Raw genomic sequence first — 15809 nt, 5'->3', positions numbered from 1 at the left:
CAGTCTGCTGTTATTTCGTATTTGAATTGTTTTGGTTCACAAATTTCGCAGGTCTAGCCTGGCTTGTAGGGGTATCGCTAGGTAACTCTGACGTTGGCCTTAAGTCCTCTTCAATGTCATAGTTGATGTTGTAGCGTTCAAACAGCGCTTCCTCTTGCTTCGCCATGGCTCTTTGGTTGTGATCCTGGCGCCAGTCTCTGGCTATTTGATGACGTAGATCTTCAAAGGCTGGGATGGTGCCGGGATATACCTCTCGTATATTGATCAGGACATTACCATTGCGCACCGGCAGGATCTGCCAAATGTTCTCATTGCTTTTCAGCAGGCGATCAGAATTAATGCCATATCTGCCTCGATAATAGGCTGCGGTTTTTTGTGGAATTATTTGACTGTGAACCTTAAGTGTTTCAGGGATTGATGTTCCGTAGGGTTTATTCGTCAATTTCCGCGCGTTTAAAAGGGATTTACTGTCGTCAAGTGGAATAATCTCAAGCGTGTATCGAGGTTCGACCTGGTAGAGTTCGTTATGAACGCGATACCAAGAACGAAGTTCCGATTCGCTGGGAATAGCCTCTGGCAATGAAGCGCGACTAATTTCTTTCATTTGTGTAATTATGAGACTGCGAACATTATCGTCAGACTTGTCAATCCCCAGTCGCAGTCCTTCGCGATAATAGATTTCGTTGTGTGACCAGCGCGCAATCATCTGGCGCATTTCTCGGGAGTTCGGCTGTCTTCCTCGAAGTGATTGAAAACTTTCTGAGAAGCCTTGCAAGCGATTTTCGTCGATGTTCACGGTATTGGGCGTGTCACGATTCATGGAAATAAAGGCGTCAATAGCAAACAGCAGCGAGCCAATTATCAAAAAGTGAACAAGTGGCTCTTTGTGCCAAGATTGAGGTTTTTTCTCTGAGGAGAGGGGGATTGGATTGCGATTTTGCATAACTCTAAAGATTTCGATGATGGCAAATCCGAGCTTAGGACATTTAGGCGTCGATTTTATGTCAACGACGAAACCGCATTGTTTCCAGTGATCTTTCTGAAACGATCGCGCATTCTCGATGCCGTCATGCTTCTGTAAGTTTGGTACGTTAGTGTATGGGCCGGATTTTAGAAATCAGGGAAGGGCGGTAGTATGAAATGGTCTGCAGCAGAAGTGACAGGGTCCTTTAGCCGGGACGTCACTAGATCAGTTCCCGTGTTGGGTGAGCGTGAATTGGCCGTTATGAAAGTGCTCTGGCAAGACAGTGAACAGACCGCTCAGCAAGTGTTAGAGGCATTAACAGAATCACCCATTCCCAGTTTGAGTACGGTGCAGAGCACATTAGAAAGGCTTTATAGAAAGGGCTTGTTGAATCGTATAAAAATTGAACGGTCTTATTGTTACCGTGCGCAGATTTCCCGCAGTGCGTTGATTGGCTCTTTGGTTGCAGATATTGCCGAGCGAGTGGGTGATGGCCAAATGGCACCGATGGTTTCAGGGTTTATGACGTTTATGGACGCAAAAGCACCTTCTTCAGATGCGAATGCCGGTTCTACGTCTGCAACGCTCTGGTCAGACGTGCGCAGTATTTTTGAGCGTTTAAAAAGCGCCATAGATCACCGGTAACATAATCTTAATGGCGCCGTGCTAATGTGTCGGGTTATTGTGAATGGATTTTTCGGTTGACCTGCCCTTGTTGTGAAAAATTGAGCGTTATGCAAATTGAGAACCTGTTTCCCACGCCCGTCATGCGTGTCGCAAATTTTGTCGACGATTCTCTGATCAACCCTTTACTGGCGCGTATCGAAAGTCAGCCTCAGGTGGCCAATACGCAGACCAACTTACTGACCCACACCAAGCCTCTATCGGCGGAAGCATTAAAAGACCATAAAGAACTGCTCGACAGGTTGCAGCCGTTACTCAGGGATTTTGGCTTCTTGCTGTTTGGTGAGAATCTAACCTGGTCCGTTAAGGAAATGTGGATGAACGTTTCTTCCACTGGCGGGCACCAATTAATTCACTCCCATGCGAACAGTTTTATCTCAGCAGTGATCTACCTGACGGATGTTCATGAGTCGGCCAGAACCATTTTTCATCGCCCAATGGGTGGGGCTGACTATGTGTTCACCAATAAGCATGCTGACAGTGCCACGACGCCCTACAATGCGGATCGTTGGGTTCCGAATGAGTTAAACAAGGGGGATCTGTTATTGTTCCCCAGCTATCTGCTGCACGCTGTACCGCCAAACCAGGGTGGGCAACGTGTCACCATTGCCATGAACGCGCTGCCCAACCGGTTGCGGAGCTGGGACTACGAAGTCAACTTTTCGTCGACCTAAAGCGGTGTTTACTTTTTTGACTATCGCGCAATGGGTATCTTAGCGGGCTCGCGAAGAGGCGTAATCTGCCCATCGTAATCTGCTTTATCGATCTGTTTGTATGACAGCGATCATCATCACCGATCAAAAAAGTACATAAATCGGACTCGTCGAGTATTTGTGACTTTTCCTGGTTGCGCGTGTAATTCCCTGGTCCTCACGTCCCCTGTGAAATGCCATTACATTTCGTTGGTAGCGGGACCGCTGACAATAATGATAGAGATAAAACGTGTGCTAGCGAGATCTTTTGCCGGATGTTACCCGGCGTTCTAACCCTCTGTTTTTCATCTATCGGTGGTGTTTAAACACTCGCGCAGTGAGTGTGATGACGCGACCTTCTGTCAATGAGAACACCTAACCGAGTCTGGCGAATGGCAGCGTAATGGCTGTTTTCGTGAGGCTTTGAGAAAAAAGACAATAACGTTATTTGGATGCATGACGATGACTTCGCAAACCAATCTATCACGGAATCTTTCAGGGGTCTTTTCTCCTAAACAAACCGCATTTCCCGAGCAGTCGCTCAGCCGTTCGGTCGCCAATGCCGCCGAGTCCAACGCCTACGGTTGGGGGAAACCGTTATTGGCTCGGTTGACCGCAATACTCGGTCTAACGATGCTCACATCGGCCGCTGTCGTGGCTGAGGGGGTTGACCCAGATGATTATATTACCGGAGATTGGGGAGGTTTGCGGTCCGAACTGGCCGATAACGGACTTAAATTACGCCTGGGATATTTTAATGAGGCGGCACACAATCTTGAAGGTGGCGAGGATAAGGATACTGTCTATGCGGATCAGTTCTTCCTTGGAGCCTATCTGGATTTAGAGCAAATGTTGGGGTGGACTGGTGCTGAATTTAAGATTGAGGTTACCAATCGAAATGGTGAGCTTATTAACGATACGGCGGATATGCCGTTTCTGTTACAGTCCCAGCAAATCTACGGTCGCGGCAATGTCACCCGACTGACGCAGTTTTCACTGACCCAGCATTTGTTTGACGACCAGCTCAGTATCAAACTTGGTCGTCTCTATCCCAGTGCAGATTTTTTTGCGATGAGCTGCGCCTTTCAGCATCTGACGTTCTGTAGTGGTGGTTCATCGAATTATATTAGTGGTAACTGGTATGGTGATCCGCTCAGTGCGCTGGGCGCTCAGGTGACGTATACACCTACTGAGAATTGGTCGTTCAAACTGGGAACCTATGACGGTAATCCGAATAATGCTTCAGAAGATCAAGGGCTTAAACTCAGTACCAGTGATGGCGAGAGTGGAAACCTACTCGTCGGTGAAATTGAATACAAGGCCGATTATGGAAATGGCTTAGATGGCGACTATCGATTCGGTATCACCCGCAGCAGTGTGGATAAGAGCAAAATCGTCAACTTGGCGGGATTTCCTACCGGGACGACCATAGATGCCGCTGAGGTAGACGACAGTGATCAGGCGTTCTACGTCAATCTCGAGCAGCAAATCACCTCCAACGAGGCGGGGGGAGGCTTGCGCCTGTTCGCGAGCCTGATTAAGCCGGATGATGAGTACAGTCAGATCGGTGAAGTCTTGGCGGTGGGCGGCTTTATTACGGCTCCCTTTGCCAGCCGGCCCCGCGATCGCGTTGGTTTGGCGTTTGGGCGCAACAGTGTCAGTAGCGAGCTGACCGACGCTCAACGTCGTTACAATGCCGTACCGGGTAATTCCGAAATTGTTGTGCAGGAGCATGAGTATCCGGTTGAGTTAAACTACAACTTTGTTCTGACTCCTGCGATAGAAATTATGCCCAGTGTGCAGTATGTGATGAATCCCAATGGGGATGATGATGCAGATGACGCGCTGGTGTTGGGCGTTCAATTAAGCCTTAACTTCTAGAGAATTTCTCTATATGTAAAGCGGCCACTGTTTAGGTGGCCGATTCTTCGAGCACCGGCTTTTCCATATAGAGTCCGGACAGCGACGTTTTTCGATATTCGCTTGGCGACATGCCTTTGAAATTGAAAAAGCGCCGATTGAAGTTCGAAATATTGTTAAAGCCGACAGAAAAACAAATTTCTGTGACGGGCATCTCACTGTGGGCTAAAAACTCGCACGCTTTATTGATTCGCATGCGATTGACGAAATCGATAAATCGATGACCTGAGGCCTTTTTGAAGTACTTGGAAAACTGGGTTTCACCCATCGCCATGTACTCGCCCATCTCTTCTAGCGTTAAGCTGCGATCGTAATTATCAAAGATGTAATTGACGGCGCGGTTGAGCCAGGAAATACTCTTTTCATCGATAAGAGGGGTGTGGTGTCCGCTGGAAAGGATGCGATAATCGTCTGTCATTGCCAGCAGTTCGAGCATCTGAAAAAACAACACAATACGTTGCAATTCATTGGCTACCGCCATGTGTTCAAACAGTGTTTCGACTCGGCTTATGAGCTTCTGATCAAGAAATTCCACTCCAAAATGGGAGTGTTCCAGCAGTGGCCGCAGGCGGTTGAATTCAGGCATTAAGGCTTGGCATCTGCCGATAAAGCTCGGCGAGAACTGAACCACTTGGTCACGTAGGGGCACGCTTTCTCCTTCCTCCATCTGGCTAATCCAGTTGTGGGGAAGATCAGGACCGGCAAGCACCAGATTGCCCGGACTGAAGTTGCCAATATAGTCACCGACGAACATTTTACCGGAAGTGCTTTTCACAAAGTGCAACTCATACTCTTTGTGGTAGTGCCAGCGAATTAACTTGCTGGGAGCTCCGTGCTCGAGATAGCGTATTGACTGATCATCCTGCTGTTGTACCCATTCAAACTCGGGCTTTATCCGTTGCTTTTCGTTGTAAATTATTTTTTCTTCAATTTCGCTCTGTGACATAGCTGGCGTTATTATCGTTGTCTTAGTTAGCCGTTTTACTTTACCCTCTCTGTCGCCTGATATAAATACTTTTTTGGCCTCTCTTTAAGACTATATTTCTCGTGATCGCTATTAAAATAGGGAATTAGGAGGAATTCATGATATTTCGAAAGTTTATGATGCGGCAAAATAGTATAGAAACGGGGCGTGATATGTATTTGCTCCAGTCGCCTGATTCGCGTGGAATAGAGACTTATCCATGAGCCCTTGTCGGCCTGGTTGCGATGGTCTACGGATCATCTTGAAGATCCTTTTATTAGAAAAATAAAGAGAAATATTCAATGAAAATGAAGCATATTCTCCCGGCACTGATCGCCACCCAATTATCTTTTGCGGCCCCTTTCACCCACGCTGCCACTACGGTAACCATAGGTACTGTTAATAACAGCGATATGATTCGTATGCAGGGTTTGTCTGAGGCGTTTGAAAAAGAGCATCCAGACATTGATCTCAAATGGGTAGTACTTGAAGAAAATGTCTTACGCCAGCGGCTGACGACAGACATTGCAACCCACGGTGGACAGTTTGATGTCATGACCATTGGCATGTACGAAGCACCGATATGGGGCGCTAAAGGTTGGCTTGCGCCCGTTAAAGATCTCCCAGATGGTTATGATGTTGACGATATATTTCCAGCGTTAACCGATGGCCTTTCGGTCGACGGTACACTCTATGGTTTGCCGTTCTATGCCGAAAGCTCCATGACTTACTACCGCACGGATTTGTTTCAGGAAGCGGGTTTGGAAATGCCCGTACAGCCAACCTGGGAGCAAATTAAAGAATACGCCGAAGTGTTGAACAAACCCGAAAACGGCCAATACGGGATCTGTCTGCGAGGCAAAGCCGGTTGGGGGGAGAATATGGCTCTCCTGACAACCATGGCAAATGCCTTCGGTGGTCGTTGGTTTGACGAAAACTGGAAACCAGAATTTGACGGGGAGGCCTGGAAGAAAGCCATCAGCTTCTACGTTGATCTGTTGGGCAAATACGGTCCACCGGGAGCGACGTCAAACGGCTTTAATGAAAACCTTGCCATGTTCAACAGTGGCAAGTGTGCCATGTGGGTAGACGCCACGGTTGCAGGTTCGTTTGTCACGGACACCTCTCAAAGCTCGGTTGCCGATAAAGTTGGATACGCGCTGGCGCCGTCTCAGGTAACTACTAAAGGTGCGGGATGGTTGTGGTCGTGGGCTCTGGCAATCCCCAGCACGTCAAATGCGAAAGACGCGGCAATGACCTTTGTCACCTGGGCGACCTCGACCGAGTACAGTGATCTGGTTGCTGAAACCAGCGGTATCGCCAATATTCCACCGGGTACCCGTAAATCCACATACGCCAATGAGGCTTATATGGAAGCGGCGCCTTTCGCAGAGAAAACCCTGGAGGCGATGAGTACAGCAGATCCACAGGATGCGACTCTCAAGCCTAAGCCATATATCGGGGTTCAGTTTGCGGCGATTCCGGAATTCCAAGCTATTGCGACTCAAGTCGGCAAGCTGTTTTCGGGGGCATTATCTGGTTCCATGTCGGTTGATTCTGCGCTCGATCGCGCTCAAAAGGTTACTGAGCGTGAAATGAAGCGTGCTCGGTATTACGCGAAAAAATAAATTGTGAGCAGGATGCGAAGATGCTTGGTCGAGTGTGAGCTCGGCCTGCTCTTCGAGGCGCCACCCGTTTCATGTTGATGGATAGGCAAAGGGTGGCGGTTCTTATTATCGATAAGATGAAGCGCGGTACAACGCGCCAATAACGCTATGAATACGACAATTCTTAATTCTGATCGGCCTGCGGCCGCCTCCCCGTCGGAAACGCCAGCAAAAGCGAAAGCAAAACGCCATTCGGTTTTCAGCCGCTTGTTGGTTACCCCGTCGGTACTGGTTTTGCTTTTGTGGATGATTGTCCCCTTAGCGATGACGATTTACTTTTCTGCCATCCGCTACAATTTATTGTACCCCGGAGAAAATGATTTCGTCGGTTTTGAAAACTATGTGTTCTTTCTGACGGACGAGAGCTTTATCGCCGGTATCGGCAATACACTCAGTTTAGTCGGCAGTGTACTGCTCATCACCATCGTCTTTGGCGTGTTGATTTCTGTATTGGTGAATCAAGCATTTTGGGGCCGTGGTCTGGTGCGGGTTATGCTCATTTCTCCGTTCTTTATTATGCCTACGGTCAGTGCGCTGGTCTGGAAAAATTTATTGTTGCATCCCGTTTCTGGCGTGTTGGCGGAAGTCTGGACCTTCTTCGGCGCTCAACCCATTGACTGGTTTACCGATTTTCCGCTGTTTTCAATCATTGTGATCGTTTCCTGGCAATGGTTACCGTTTGCCATATTGCTCCTAATGACTGCGCTGCAATCCCTGGATCAGGAGCAGCAGGAAGCGGCTCGTATGGATGGGGCCGGACCTATCGCTGTATTTTTCCATTTAACCTTGCCACATCTGGCTCGGCCGATTGCGGTTGTCGTCATGATCGAGACCATCTTCTTGCTCTCGATTTTTGCCGAAATCTTTACCACAACCGGTGGTGGTCCAGGCTATGAAACCACAAATCTCGCGTACCTAATTTACAGCCAAGCACTGTTGCAGTTTGACGTAGGTTTAGCGTCGGCCGGTGGCTTGATCGCTGTGGTTCTTGCCAATATTGCCGCTTTCTTCCTGGTTCGTTTAATCGGCAAAAGCCTGACCACCAACTGAGTCCTGACCGAGATTACATCATGCTGAGATTACAACAAAAACGTCTCATCAACGCCTGGGTTATGGGGGCGTTGGCTTGGGCAATAGCGCTGATCATTTTCTTCCCCATTTTGTGGATGTTTCTGACCAGCTTTAAAACGGAAATTGATGCCTTTGCATCACCTCCGCAACTGATATTCTCTCCAACGTTGGAAAATTATGCGCTCATTAATGAGCGCAGCGATTATTTTCACTTCGCCTGGAACTCAGTTGTGGTGTCTTTTAGTGCGACCATCGTAGGTATGTTGTTTGCCGTACCGGCCGCTTATTCGATGGCGTTTTTTGAGACCAAGCGTACCAAATCAACGATGCTGTGGATGCTGTCGACCAAGATGTTGCCGCCGGTCGGTGTTCTGGTGCCGATTTATCTGCTGTTTAAAGATCTGGATTTGCTGGATACCCGAATAGGTCTGGTGATTATCTACACGCTGATCAATCTGCCTGTGATGATCTGGATGGCTTACACCTACTTTAAAGAGATTCCATCGGAGGTTCTGGAAGCCGCGCGTATGGACGGCGCCAGTTTGCTGCAGGAAATTTGGCAAGTGCTATTGCCAATGAGCAAGGGCGGTTTGGCATCGACGATTTTGCTCTCGCTCATCCTCAGCTGGAATGAAGCCTTCTGGTCGTTAAATCTCACTGCCTCTAAGGCTGCGCCACTGACGGCACTGGTGGCATCTTATTCGAGTCCCGAAGGACTCTTCTGGGCCAAGCTCTCCGCTGTATCGACGTTAGCTTGTGCCCCTATTCTTATTCTTGGCTGGATCAGTCAGAAACAGCTGGTTCGTGGACTGTCCTTTGGTGCGGTCAAATAATCGAGGTTACCGATGGCTAAATTACAAATAAAAAATCTACGAAAATCCTACGGCGATGCTGAAATCCTCAAAGGCATCAACTTGGACATTAAAGACAATGAGTTTGTTGTATTTGTCGGCCCGTCCGGTTGTGGAAAATCGACGCTGTTGCGTTCCATTGCCGGGTTAGAGGACGTTACCGGTGGTCAAATTCGCCTCGATAATAACGATATTACAGAACTCGCTCCCGCGAAACGGGATTTGGCCATGGTGTTTCAAAGCTATGCGCTTTATCCCCATATGTCGGTGGCTAAAAACATGTCTTTCGCCTTGAAACTGGCTGGTGAATCCAAGTCGTCGATCGATCAGAAAGTTTCTGAAGCGGCGCGGATTCTTGAATTGGAACCGCTGCTTGAGCGCAAACCGAAAGATCTCTCTGGTGGTCAGCGCCAGCGGGTTGCCATAGGTCGAGCCATTGTTCGACATCCCAAAGTCTTTCTGTTTGATGAGCCCCTGTCGAATTTGGATGCGGCCCTCCGGGTACAGATGCGTCTTGAACTTGCGCGACTGCATCACAGGTTAAATGCCACCATGATTTACGTTACCCATGATCAGGTTGAGGCAATGACCCTCGCTGACAAGGTCGTGGTGTTAAATCAGGGACGGATCGAGCAGGTCGGCTCTCCTATGGAGCTCTATCATCACCCCGCGAATAAATTCGTCGCCGGTTTTATTGGCATGCCCAAAATGAGCTTTCTGGCCGCGCAAGTTATTTCGGCGGATCACAGTGGCGTCAGGGTCGAATTGCAAACGGGGGCGCAGCTGCACATTCCCGTGGCGGGCGATAACGTCGGGACTGGTTCAGCGGTCACCATCGGTGTCAGACCAGAGCATATTCACTTTGCGAATGGAAATGATGGCGGTCTTCAGGGGCGTCTCGAAGTCGCCGAACATCTGGGCAGTGATACCTACCACTATGTAAAAACCGATGCGAATGAAAGCTTAACCGTACGAACGGCAGGTGACTTCGGCGGTCATTTCGGCGACAGCGTTCATTTGACTGTCGATGTGTCCCAATGCCATGTCTTTGATGTCGCTGGCCAAGCGCTGCATAGGCTGGTGCGGGCAGCGGCCTAAACGGTCGATTTAAAAACTCTGCCTGGAGACAGCTCCAGGCTTTGTTCTCCTGATTTTCTCAGCTTTTGGAATTTTCGCCAGAAAGGCGTCGATAGGACGCATAAAGGTTATCTATGAAATTAAACAGTACAACCCTGACACAATTGACGGGGGCACTGAATCCACCTGAATATCACCGGCAGGACCTGAAACATGGCATTGTCCATATCGGCGTTGGAGGTTTTCACCGGGCTCATCAGGCGGTGTACACCGAGAGGTTATTACGTAAGCCTGGCAGCGACGCATGGGGTATTTGTGGCGTTGGATTGCGGGATGCGGACAGAGCCATGCAATCGGCCATGGCGAAACAGGATTGTTTGTACTCAGTGGTAGAGCTCGACCCGGAGGGCAACCACTCCGTCAGCGTCATTGGTGCGATGACCGATTTTCTGTTTGCGCCGGAGGACCCTCAATCCGTGCTTGCCAAGCTTGTAGATCCGGATGTGCGTATTGTGTCTTTGACCATCACCGAAGGTGGTTATAACGTGGATGACCATACCGGTGCTTTCAACGCATCGCACCCGGACATACTCCATGATTTAGAAAATCCTCTGACACCAAAGAGCGTATTCGCTTTCCTTACAGAGGCGCTTGACCAGCGTCGCAGTAAGGGAATTCCACCGTTTACGGTGATGTCCTGTGATAATTTGCCGCACAATGGTGATGTCACCCGCAAAGTTATGTTGGCCTATGCGGGGCTTCGAGATACACAGTTGCAGGAATGGATCGCGGAACATGTCACTTTTCCAAATAGTATGGTTGATCGAATCACCCCCGTGACTAGTGATAGCCAGAAGCAGTGGTTGAGTGACGCGCACGATCTACAAGATGAATGGCCTGTGTTCTGCGAGCCGTTTATTCAATGGGTTCTTGAAGACAAGTTTTGTAGCGGGCGCCCTGACTGGGATACCGTAGGTGTGGAATTTACGGATGACGTGATGCCCTTTGAGCTTGCCAAAATTCGTTTGCTCAATGGCAGTCACCTGTCAATGGGGTTGCTCGGCGTCCTCGCAGGCTACCGCTATGCCCATGAGCTTATGGACGATTCGGTTTTTCTCGATTTTGTCAGAGACTTTATGGACCAGGATGTCAGTCCATTGTTAAGCCATATCCAAGTTGTTGATATTGACGCTTATAAGCAAACGCTGATCGAGCGCTTTAGCAACCCACAGATTGCTGATCAACTGCAACGTCTTGCGCTGGATGGATCAGGGAAAATGCCGAAATTCATTATTCCTACCATTCACAGTCTGATTGCTGAAGGGCGGCCTTTAAACCGTGTCGCATTGATTATTGCGGGTTGGGTTTACTATTTGAGTGGCCAGGATGAACACGGAAATCTCTATGACATTCAGGATCCAATGGTTGAACGCTTGCAAGAATCTATACGTGATTCCGATCGTTTGAAAGAGAACTTTTTGGGAATGACGGACATTTTTGGTGATGAAATTCTGGGTTCGTCTCAGTTTGTTGAATTGTTTGAGCGGAGCCTCAATGCGTTGGAATCTCAAGGCGTTAAGCCTACGCTCAAACGGTTACATGAAACCGGTAGCGTTGGTTAAGGACCTCTGATTAATTACCTGCGTTGCCATCGCTGACAGTAATTAGAAACTCCTTAAGTGTTCAGGTATTACGGATTGGAATCTGTCGAATTATGACGAACCATCAATTGTACGGCGGTGTTGAAGCCGGAGGAACCAAGTTTAACTGTGTGATCGGCAGCGGTCCAAACGATATTGTCGCGCGGGCCAGCTTTCCTACTGCGAGTCCTGCTCAGACCCTCGAGCAGGTTCGCGGCTTTTTCGACACAGAAACGGCAAAGCACGGATCTATGCTTGCGATGGGCGTGGCAACCTTTGGACCCGCTGATATTAATCCATCGTCACCCACCTATGGCTTTATTACATCGACACCCAAGCAGGGCTGGTCTAACACCAACATGTTGGGATATTTGAAATCCCACTATGACATTCCCATTGGGTTTGAAACAGACGTTAATGGTGCGGCTCTTGGGGAGGGCGCCTATGGGGCCGCTGTGGGGGTGGATAACTTTATTTATGTTACGGTGGGTACTGGTATTGGCGCCGGCGTCGTTTTGAACGGCGCTTTGATTCATGGCGTAACTCATCCTGAAGTTGGGCATATGCTGATTCCCCAGCGATCGCAAGAACCGCATGTGGAAGGGTGCTGTCCTTTTCACGATGGTTGCCTGGAAGGTTTGGCAAGTGGCCCTGCTATTCAAAAACGCTGGGGGATATCTGCGGATAAATTGCCTGAGAATCATCCCGCTTGGGAGGATCAGGCGAGACATCTGGCGATCATGTGCCACAACTTGACGTTGTTTTACTCCCCGGAGCGAATTGTCTTGGGGGGCGGAGTGATGACTCAACGGCATCTCTTCAAGAAAACACGGACAGAATTCGCATCGTTTTTTAATGATTATGTGCCGCTGCCCCATTTGATGGACTTGGACAGCTACATTGTTCCCACGGGATTAAATGGCAGTGCAGGCGAATTAGGGGCTTTGGAACTGGCCAAAGCGACCCATGACGCGTCGTTGAGTCAGTCTTAATGTGTTTTAGGGACGGCTATTGAATCCGGGTTGTTGAGCTCTGGTAATGATGGCCGTGCGCATTTGAGCCGCCCAAGGCACAGCTGGATTTGCCCGATCGAGATTGTCGAGCAGTTGCAACGCTTCACGCGGGTCCGTTTGCGCCAGTGAGTTGGCCATTTGCAGCAATGGTTGATAGGCCGGGGTAAAGTCTGCGCTGAGTCTGACAGCTTCGAGCAGAGGTTGTTCGATTTCTGTCAGTAATCGCTTGATGTTATCGTCTGGCTTAATGCCGATCCCGGCATTCAGGAACACATCTCTCGCTTGCCAATAGGCCTCTAATCGTCGGGCAAATTCTGCGTCTTTCGCGCTGCTATCTACCAAGGATATTGCCTCGCTATGATCCAGATGAGTCAGTAGATCTTTTAATCGCTGGGCCGGTAACTTGGGAGTGCCATAGACGAAGTTCGGTGCGCTATAGGTTACCAAGGGCCTGTCATCTGTGTTTAGGCTTCCTGTCCCCGCGAATTTGCTCAGTGCTTTTGATCCTCCGAGGTAGCCACCCAGCAATGCAAAGTCAGAGTTCAGTCGCAGCTGCACCAATTGCTGTTGTAACGATCGGTCGTGAATCCGTTCGACAAGCCAGTTGGATTCAAACACAAGCGGATGACGACTTCCCAATAGGCAGAGCAGTGGTTGGCCCAGACTGAAGTGCGCCAGATGCAGTTGTGCATCAGGAAAGACGGACAGAAAACTTCGTGTAATGGTTTTTAGCGTATCGGTTTCGAGCTGGAAGAGAGGCAACCACTGGCAGAAGAGTCCATTCTCGGTGAGTCGGTTTTTCACCGCTTGAAAGTGTTCAGTCGTATAAAGACTGCCTGCGCCATCCCTGGAAGGATGAAATACTTCAGCGATAATGACATCGTAGCGGTTCTGGTCGGCGACGACGAAACGTCGAGCGTCCGCATTGATGACATGAGGCTGACGCTGCCAGTGTTCTCCCGACAGGTTTACCCCAAAATAAGGCATAAGCGCTGGTAGCTCAGGCAGCAGTTCGACCGCGGTGACCTCCAGATCGGGATAATATTGAGCGGCTTGCAAGGTAATACCTGTGCCAATACCGAGGTAGAGTGCCGACTTAGGGGCGCCATGCCACAAAAGCGGTAGGTGGGTTTGGCGGTGATCCGAAAAGCGACTTGCCGTGCCGCCCATTAAAAAGTGATTGTTTACAGCTAGGTGCCGGCTGCCATTTTCCTCTTCGATAACGGCGACGGCAGCCATGGTTCCTTCTTGATAGTCCAGCACCTTGGCGTTGCCGCTATCCGGGACAAAGCGCAATGGGAAAGGTGTCGCCGCAGCGAGAGCCATAACGACGAGAAGGGTTGTAGACGTCATCGATAACCGCTCGCGCTGATAAACGAACAGCTGAATGAGTAGATAGCCAAGACTGATCGCGATCAGCGACAGTTTGGCGCCTATCGCAGGCAGCCCCAGCCCAAAGACGATGGGTGCAAAGGCGCCACCAAGGGTGTTAATGCCTATGGCTGTACTTAACTTCCCGTAAGATTCCGCTGCGCTTGCCAGATGGCTGAACAACGCGCCCATGACTATCGTCGGCAACAGAAAAACACAGCTCGCTACTGTAAGTTCTGCAATTAAGCCCGCCAAGATACCGGGAGGAAGGTGATTAAAGGTTGCTGAATATACCGTTTCCGTTCCCCAAAGTGTGGCGCTCCCCAATAAGGTGGCAAACGTCAGCATTTGCAGGAGCAGGGTGCTGCCTTTCTGCCAAGTAACCAGGTTGTGCTTGCGATAACGGTGGTAAAGAGTTGCTCCGACGCTGGTGCCCATCAAGTAAATCGTAAGTACCGCTGCAAAGCTGTAAACCGTTCCCTCCAGCACCTGAGAGAGCACTCGAATCACCAGCACTTCATAGCCCAAGCCCAACAGGCCAACGGCAAACATCATTGGCAGAAGAGCTCTCGCTGCCGGTGGCCGTCCGACTGAGCCTTTGAGGTTCTGAGTATTTAATTCTCCGCTGCGGACCTTCGGTAGTGAAACGATCAAGAGTGCAACGCCGATATTGATCGCTGCAAAAAGAACTAAGACTCCGCGGATCCCCAGGAACGGAAGTAAAAAAAACGTGGTGACTAAGGTTCCGAGTGCAGCACCTAGGGTATTCGCCGCGTATAGACCAGGCAGTCGTGATGTGTTGGACCGCCATTGTTGTCCTAATTTTGCGGCTGCTGGCAGCGTTGCCCCCAGAGCCAGGGTTGCAGGTAATAAGACCCAAAAGGCAGCGAGAAAGGCGATGGTCCAGTGCCGCAGTGCACTGGGTTCGGCGCCTATCCAAGTGGGGATCCCATGATTCAGGCTGGGCAAAAGAACAACCAAGACTAGAGCCCAAAGCCCTATCAGAGTTTCCAGTATTGCGTAGCAAAGACCGGGGTTGCGGGTATTTTTCAACCAGCGCTGGACGAGAAAACAGCCTGCTGCCATGCCGGCAAAAAATGCCGCCAATACCGCCAGTGTTGCGACTATCTCATGACCCAGAGAAGTCGCCAGCATGCGGGTCCAGGTCATTTGGTATCCGAGACCGGCAAACCCCGAAGCGATTAAGAGTCCATAAAGTCGGATGGGGTTCGGTAATTGCTCCGCCGTGGTCGACAACTCCGTCGGAGTGCCTAGGGTTTTGGTGGAATCAGACACCGCTGGCGCCAGTGAGCGTAAAGCCGGTATAAATCATTCCTATGGCAAGAATCCAGCTACCCAAAGCTCGAATGCCAATTCTACCCCATGGATAAGCCTGAACTTTTATTGCGCTAGAGCCGAGTAGAGCCACCAGAATGTAACCCGCCAGAGCCACACCGCTCATATACAACAGTGTTGCGCGTGTACTGAGATCCGCCAGTGTGTTGGCGTAACCGTGAATTAATCCACACGTAATCACCAAACATAGAAAGAGTGATCGTGGTAACACACGGCCCAGGGCAACACAGAGGCCTAGAATAAGAAACGAGCTCAAGGCTAGCATTGTCGCCCACTGGCTGGGTGGAATTGCCAGCCCCATGGCCATGCCGATGACTAAGGTCATGGGAAAGGTTATCAGCGAATCCCGCGTCCCTTGTTTGCCCTGTAGGGCGGCCAATAAAGCCAGCGCAATCCACGGCACCAGATGCAGCAAACTGGTCACAGGATGTAGCATGCCGGCATAAAATTCGCCGAACCGTGTGGAAACCAAATGTGCCTGGGCGTTTGCACTGACCAGTAAACAGGCGACGGGTAGAAGTAACAACCGCGGTGTCATA

Annotated in this window: 13 protein-coding genes; 9 read left to right on the top strand and 4 right to left on the bottom strand. The window is 49.8% G+C overall.

Annotation, left to right across the window (positions count from 1 at the left end):
• Positions 1-10: 10 nt before the first annotated feature.
• Positions 11-943, bottom strand: coding sequence for a hypothetical protein (locus ACXAFR_RS23205; RefSeq protein ID WP_475181542.1), 933 nt, complete (start codon positions 941-943; stop codon positions 11-13).
• 192 nt (positions 944-1135) lie between these two features.
• Here ACXAFR_RS23205 and ACXAFR_RS23200 point away from each other — a divergent pair, with 192 nt between their 5' ends.
• From ACXAFR_RS23200 to ACXAFR_RS23190, 3 genes are all read left to right on the top strand, one after another.
• Positions 1136-1609 (top strand): BlaI/MecI/CopY family transcriptional regulator, encoded by a 474-nt coding sequence (locus ACXAFR_RS23200; RefSeq protein ID WP_475181541.1) that lies wholly within the window; start codon positions 1136-1138, stop codon positions 1607-1609.
• 89 nt (positions 1610-1698) lie between these two features.
• Positions 1699-2322 (top strand): putative 2OG-Fe(II) oxygenase, encoded by a 624-nt coding sequence (locus ACXAFR_RS23195; protein WP_475181538.1) that lies wholly within the window; start codon positions 1699-1701, stop codon positions 2320-2322.
• Positions 2323-2802: 480 nt separating this feature from the next.
• Positions 2803-4221: a carbohydrate porin gene (locus ACXAFR_RS23190; RefSeq protein WP_475181536.1), complete on the top strand. Its 1419-nt coding sequence runs from the start codon at positions 2803-2805 to the stop codon at positions 4219-4221.
• Between the two features lie 31 nt (positions 4222-4252).
• Here the strand turns inward: ACXAFR_RS23190 and ACXAFR_RS23185 are convergent, their stop codons facing one another.
• Entirely contained in the window at positions 4253-5206 is a 954-nt protein-coding gene (locus tag ACXAFR_RS23185; protein ID WP_475181534.1) for an AraC family transcriptional regulator, read from the bottom strand.
• A 320-nt stretch (positions 5207-5526) separates the two neighbouring features.
• Here ACXAFR_RS23185 and ACXAFR_RS23180 point away from each other — a divergent pair, with 320 nt between their 5' ends.
• The 6 genes from ACXAFR_RS23180 (at position 5527) to ACXAFR_RS23155 (ending at position 12522) form a co-directional block, all read left to right on the top strand.
• Positions 5527-6852 (top strand): ABC transporter substrate-binding protein, encoded by a 1326-nt coding sequence (locus ACXAFR_RS23180; RefSeq protein ID WP_475181532.1) that lies wholly within the window; start codon positions 5527-5529, stop codon positions 6850-6852.
• Between the two features lie 147 nt (positions 6853-6999).
• Entirely contained in the window at positions 7000-7941 is a 942-nt protein-coding gene (locus tag ACXAFR_RS23175; RefSeq protein WP_475181531.1) for a carbohydrate ABC transporter permease, read from the top strand.
• A 20-nt stretch (positions 7942-7961) separates the two neighbouring features.
• Positions 7962-8795: a carbohydrate ABC transporter permease gene (locus tag ACXAFR_RS23170; RefSeq protein ID WP_475181529.1), complete on the top strand. Its 834-nt coding sequence runs from the start codon at positions 7962-7964 to the stop codon at positions 8793-8795.
• Positions 8796-8807: 12 nt separating this feature from the next.
• Positions 8808-9911, top strand: a complete 1104-nt coding sequence (locus ACXAFR_RS23165; RefSeq protein WP_475181527.1) for an ABC transporter ATP-binding protein — start codon at positions 8808-8810, stop codon at positions 9909-9911.
• A gap of 113 nt (positions 9912-10024) precedes the next feature.
• The gene (locus ACXAFR_RS23160) at positions 10025-11512 is read left to right on the top strand and encodes a mannitol dehydrogenase family protein (RefSeq protein WP_475181523.1); all 1488 of its coding nucleotides are present in this window, start codon (positions 10025-10027) and stop codon (positions 11510-11512) included.
• Positions 11513-11604: 92 nt separating this feature from the next.
• Positions 11605-12522 carry an ROK family protein gene (locus ACXAFR_RS23155; RefSeq protein ID WP_475181522.1) on the top strand — a complete coding sequence of 306 codons (918 nt, stop codon included), beginning with the start codon at positions 11605-11607 and terminating at the stop codon, positions 12520-12522.
• A gap of 6 nt (positions 12523-12528) precedes the next feature.
• Here ACXAFR_RS23155 and ACXAFR_RS23150 read toward each other — a convergent pair whose 3' ends face one another.
• Together ACXAFR_RS23150 and ACXAFR_RS23145 are read right to left on the bottom strand one after the other, a co-directional pair.
• Positions 12529-15210, bottom strand: a complete 2682-nt coding sequence (locus ACXAFR_RS23150) for a spermidine synthase (RefSeq protein ID WP_475181520.1) — start codon at positions 15208-15210, stop codon at positions 12529-12531.
• Complete coding sequence (locus tag ACXAFR_RS23145; RefSeq protein WP_475181518.1) at positions 15203-15808, bottom strand: HupE/UreJ family protein; 606 nt, start codon at positions 15806-15808, stop codon at positions 15203-15205. Before ACXAFR_RS23145 ends, ACXAFR_RS23150 begins: the two co-directional genes overlap by 8 nt.
• Position 15809 lies beyond the last annotated feature (1 nt).

The organism is Pseudomaricurvus sp. ABR4_320 (genome assembly GCF_056159445.1).
Note: the sequence above shows the minus strand (reverse complement) of the source record. Positions and strands in the feature narration are given on the sequence as shown.

Bases quoted from the DNA above. Each gene is read 5' to 3' on its own strand.
- ACXAFR_RS23205 (WP_475181542.1), bottom strand. From the start codon at position 943: ATGCAAAATCGCAATCCAATCCCCCTCTCCTCAGAGAAAAAACCTCAA.
- ACXAFR_RS23200 (WP_475181541.1), top strand. From the start codon at position 1,136: ATGAAATGGTCTGCAGCAGAAGTGACAGGGTCCTTTAGCCGGGACGTC.
- ACXAFR_RS23195 (WP_475181538.1), top strand. From the start codon at position 1,699: ATGCAAATTGAGAACCTGTTTCCCACGCCCGTCATGCGTGTCGCAAAT.
- ACXAFR_RS23190 (WP_475181536.1), top strand. From the start codon at position 2,803: ATGACTTCGCAAACCAATCTATCACGGAATCTTTCAGGGGTCTTTTCT.
- ACXAFR_RS23185 (WP_475181534.1), bottom strand. From the start codon at position 5,206: ATGTCACAGAGCGAAATTGAAGAAAAAATAATTTACAACGAAAAGCAA.
- ACXAFR_RS23180 (WP_475181532.1), top strand. From the start codon at position 5,527: ATGAAAATGAAGCATATTCTCCCGGCACTGATCGCCACCCAATTATCT.
- ACXAFR_RS23175 (WP_475181531.1), top strand. From the start codon at position 7,000: ATGAATACGACAATTCTTAATTCTGATCGGCCTGCGGCCGCCTCCCCG.
- ACXAFR_RS23170 (WP_475181529.1), top strand. From the start codon at position 7,962: ATGCTGAGATTACAACAAAAACGTCTCATCAACGCCTGGGTTATGGGG.
- ACXAFR_RS23165 (WP_475181527.1), top strand. From the start codon at position 8,808: ATGGCTAAATTACAAATAAAAAATCTACGAAAATCCTACGGCGATGCT.
- ACXAFR_RS23160 (WP_475181523.1), top strand. From the start codon at position 10,025: ATGAAATTAAACAGTACAACCCTGACACAATTGACGGGGGCACTGAAT.
- ACXAFR_RS23155 (WP_475181522.1), top strand. From the start codon at position 11,605: ATGACGAACCATCAATTGTACGGCGGTGTTGAAGCCGGAGGAACCAAG.
- ACXAFR_RS23145 (WP_475181518.1), bottom strand. From the start codon at position 15,808: ATGACACCGCGGTTGTTACTTCTACCCGTCGCCTGTTTACTGGTCAGT.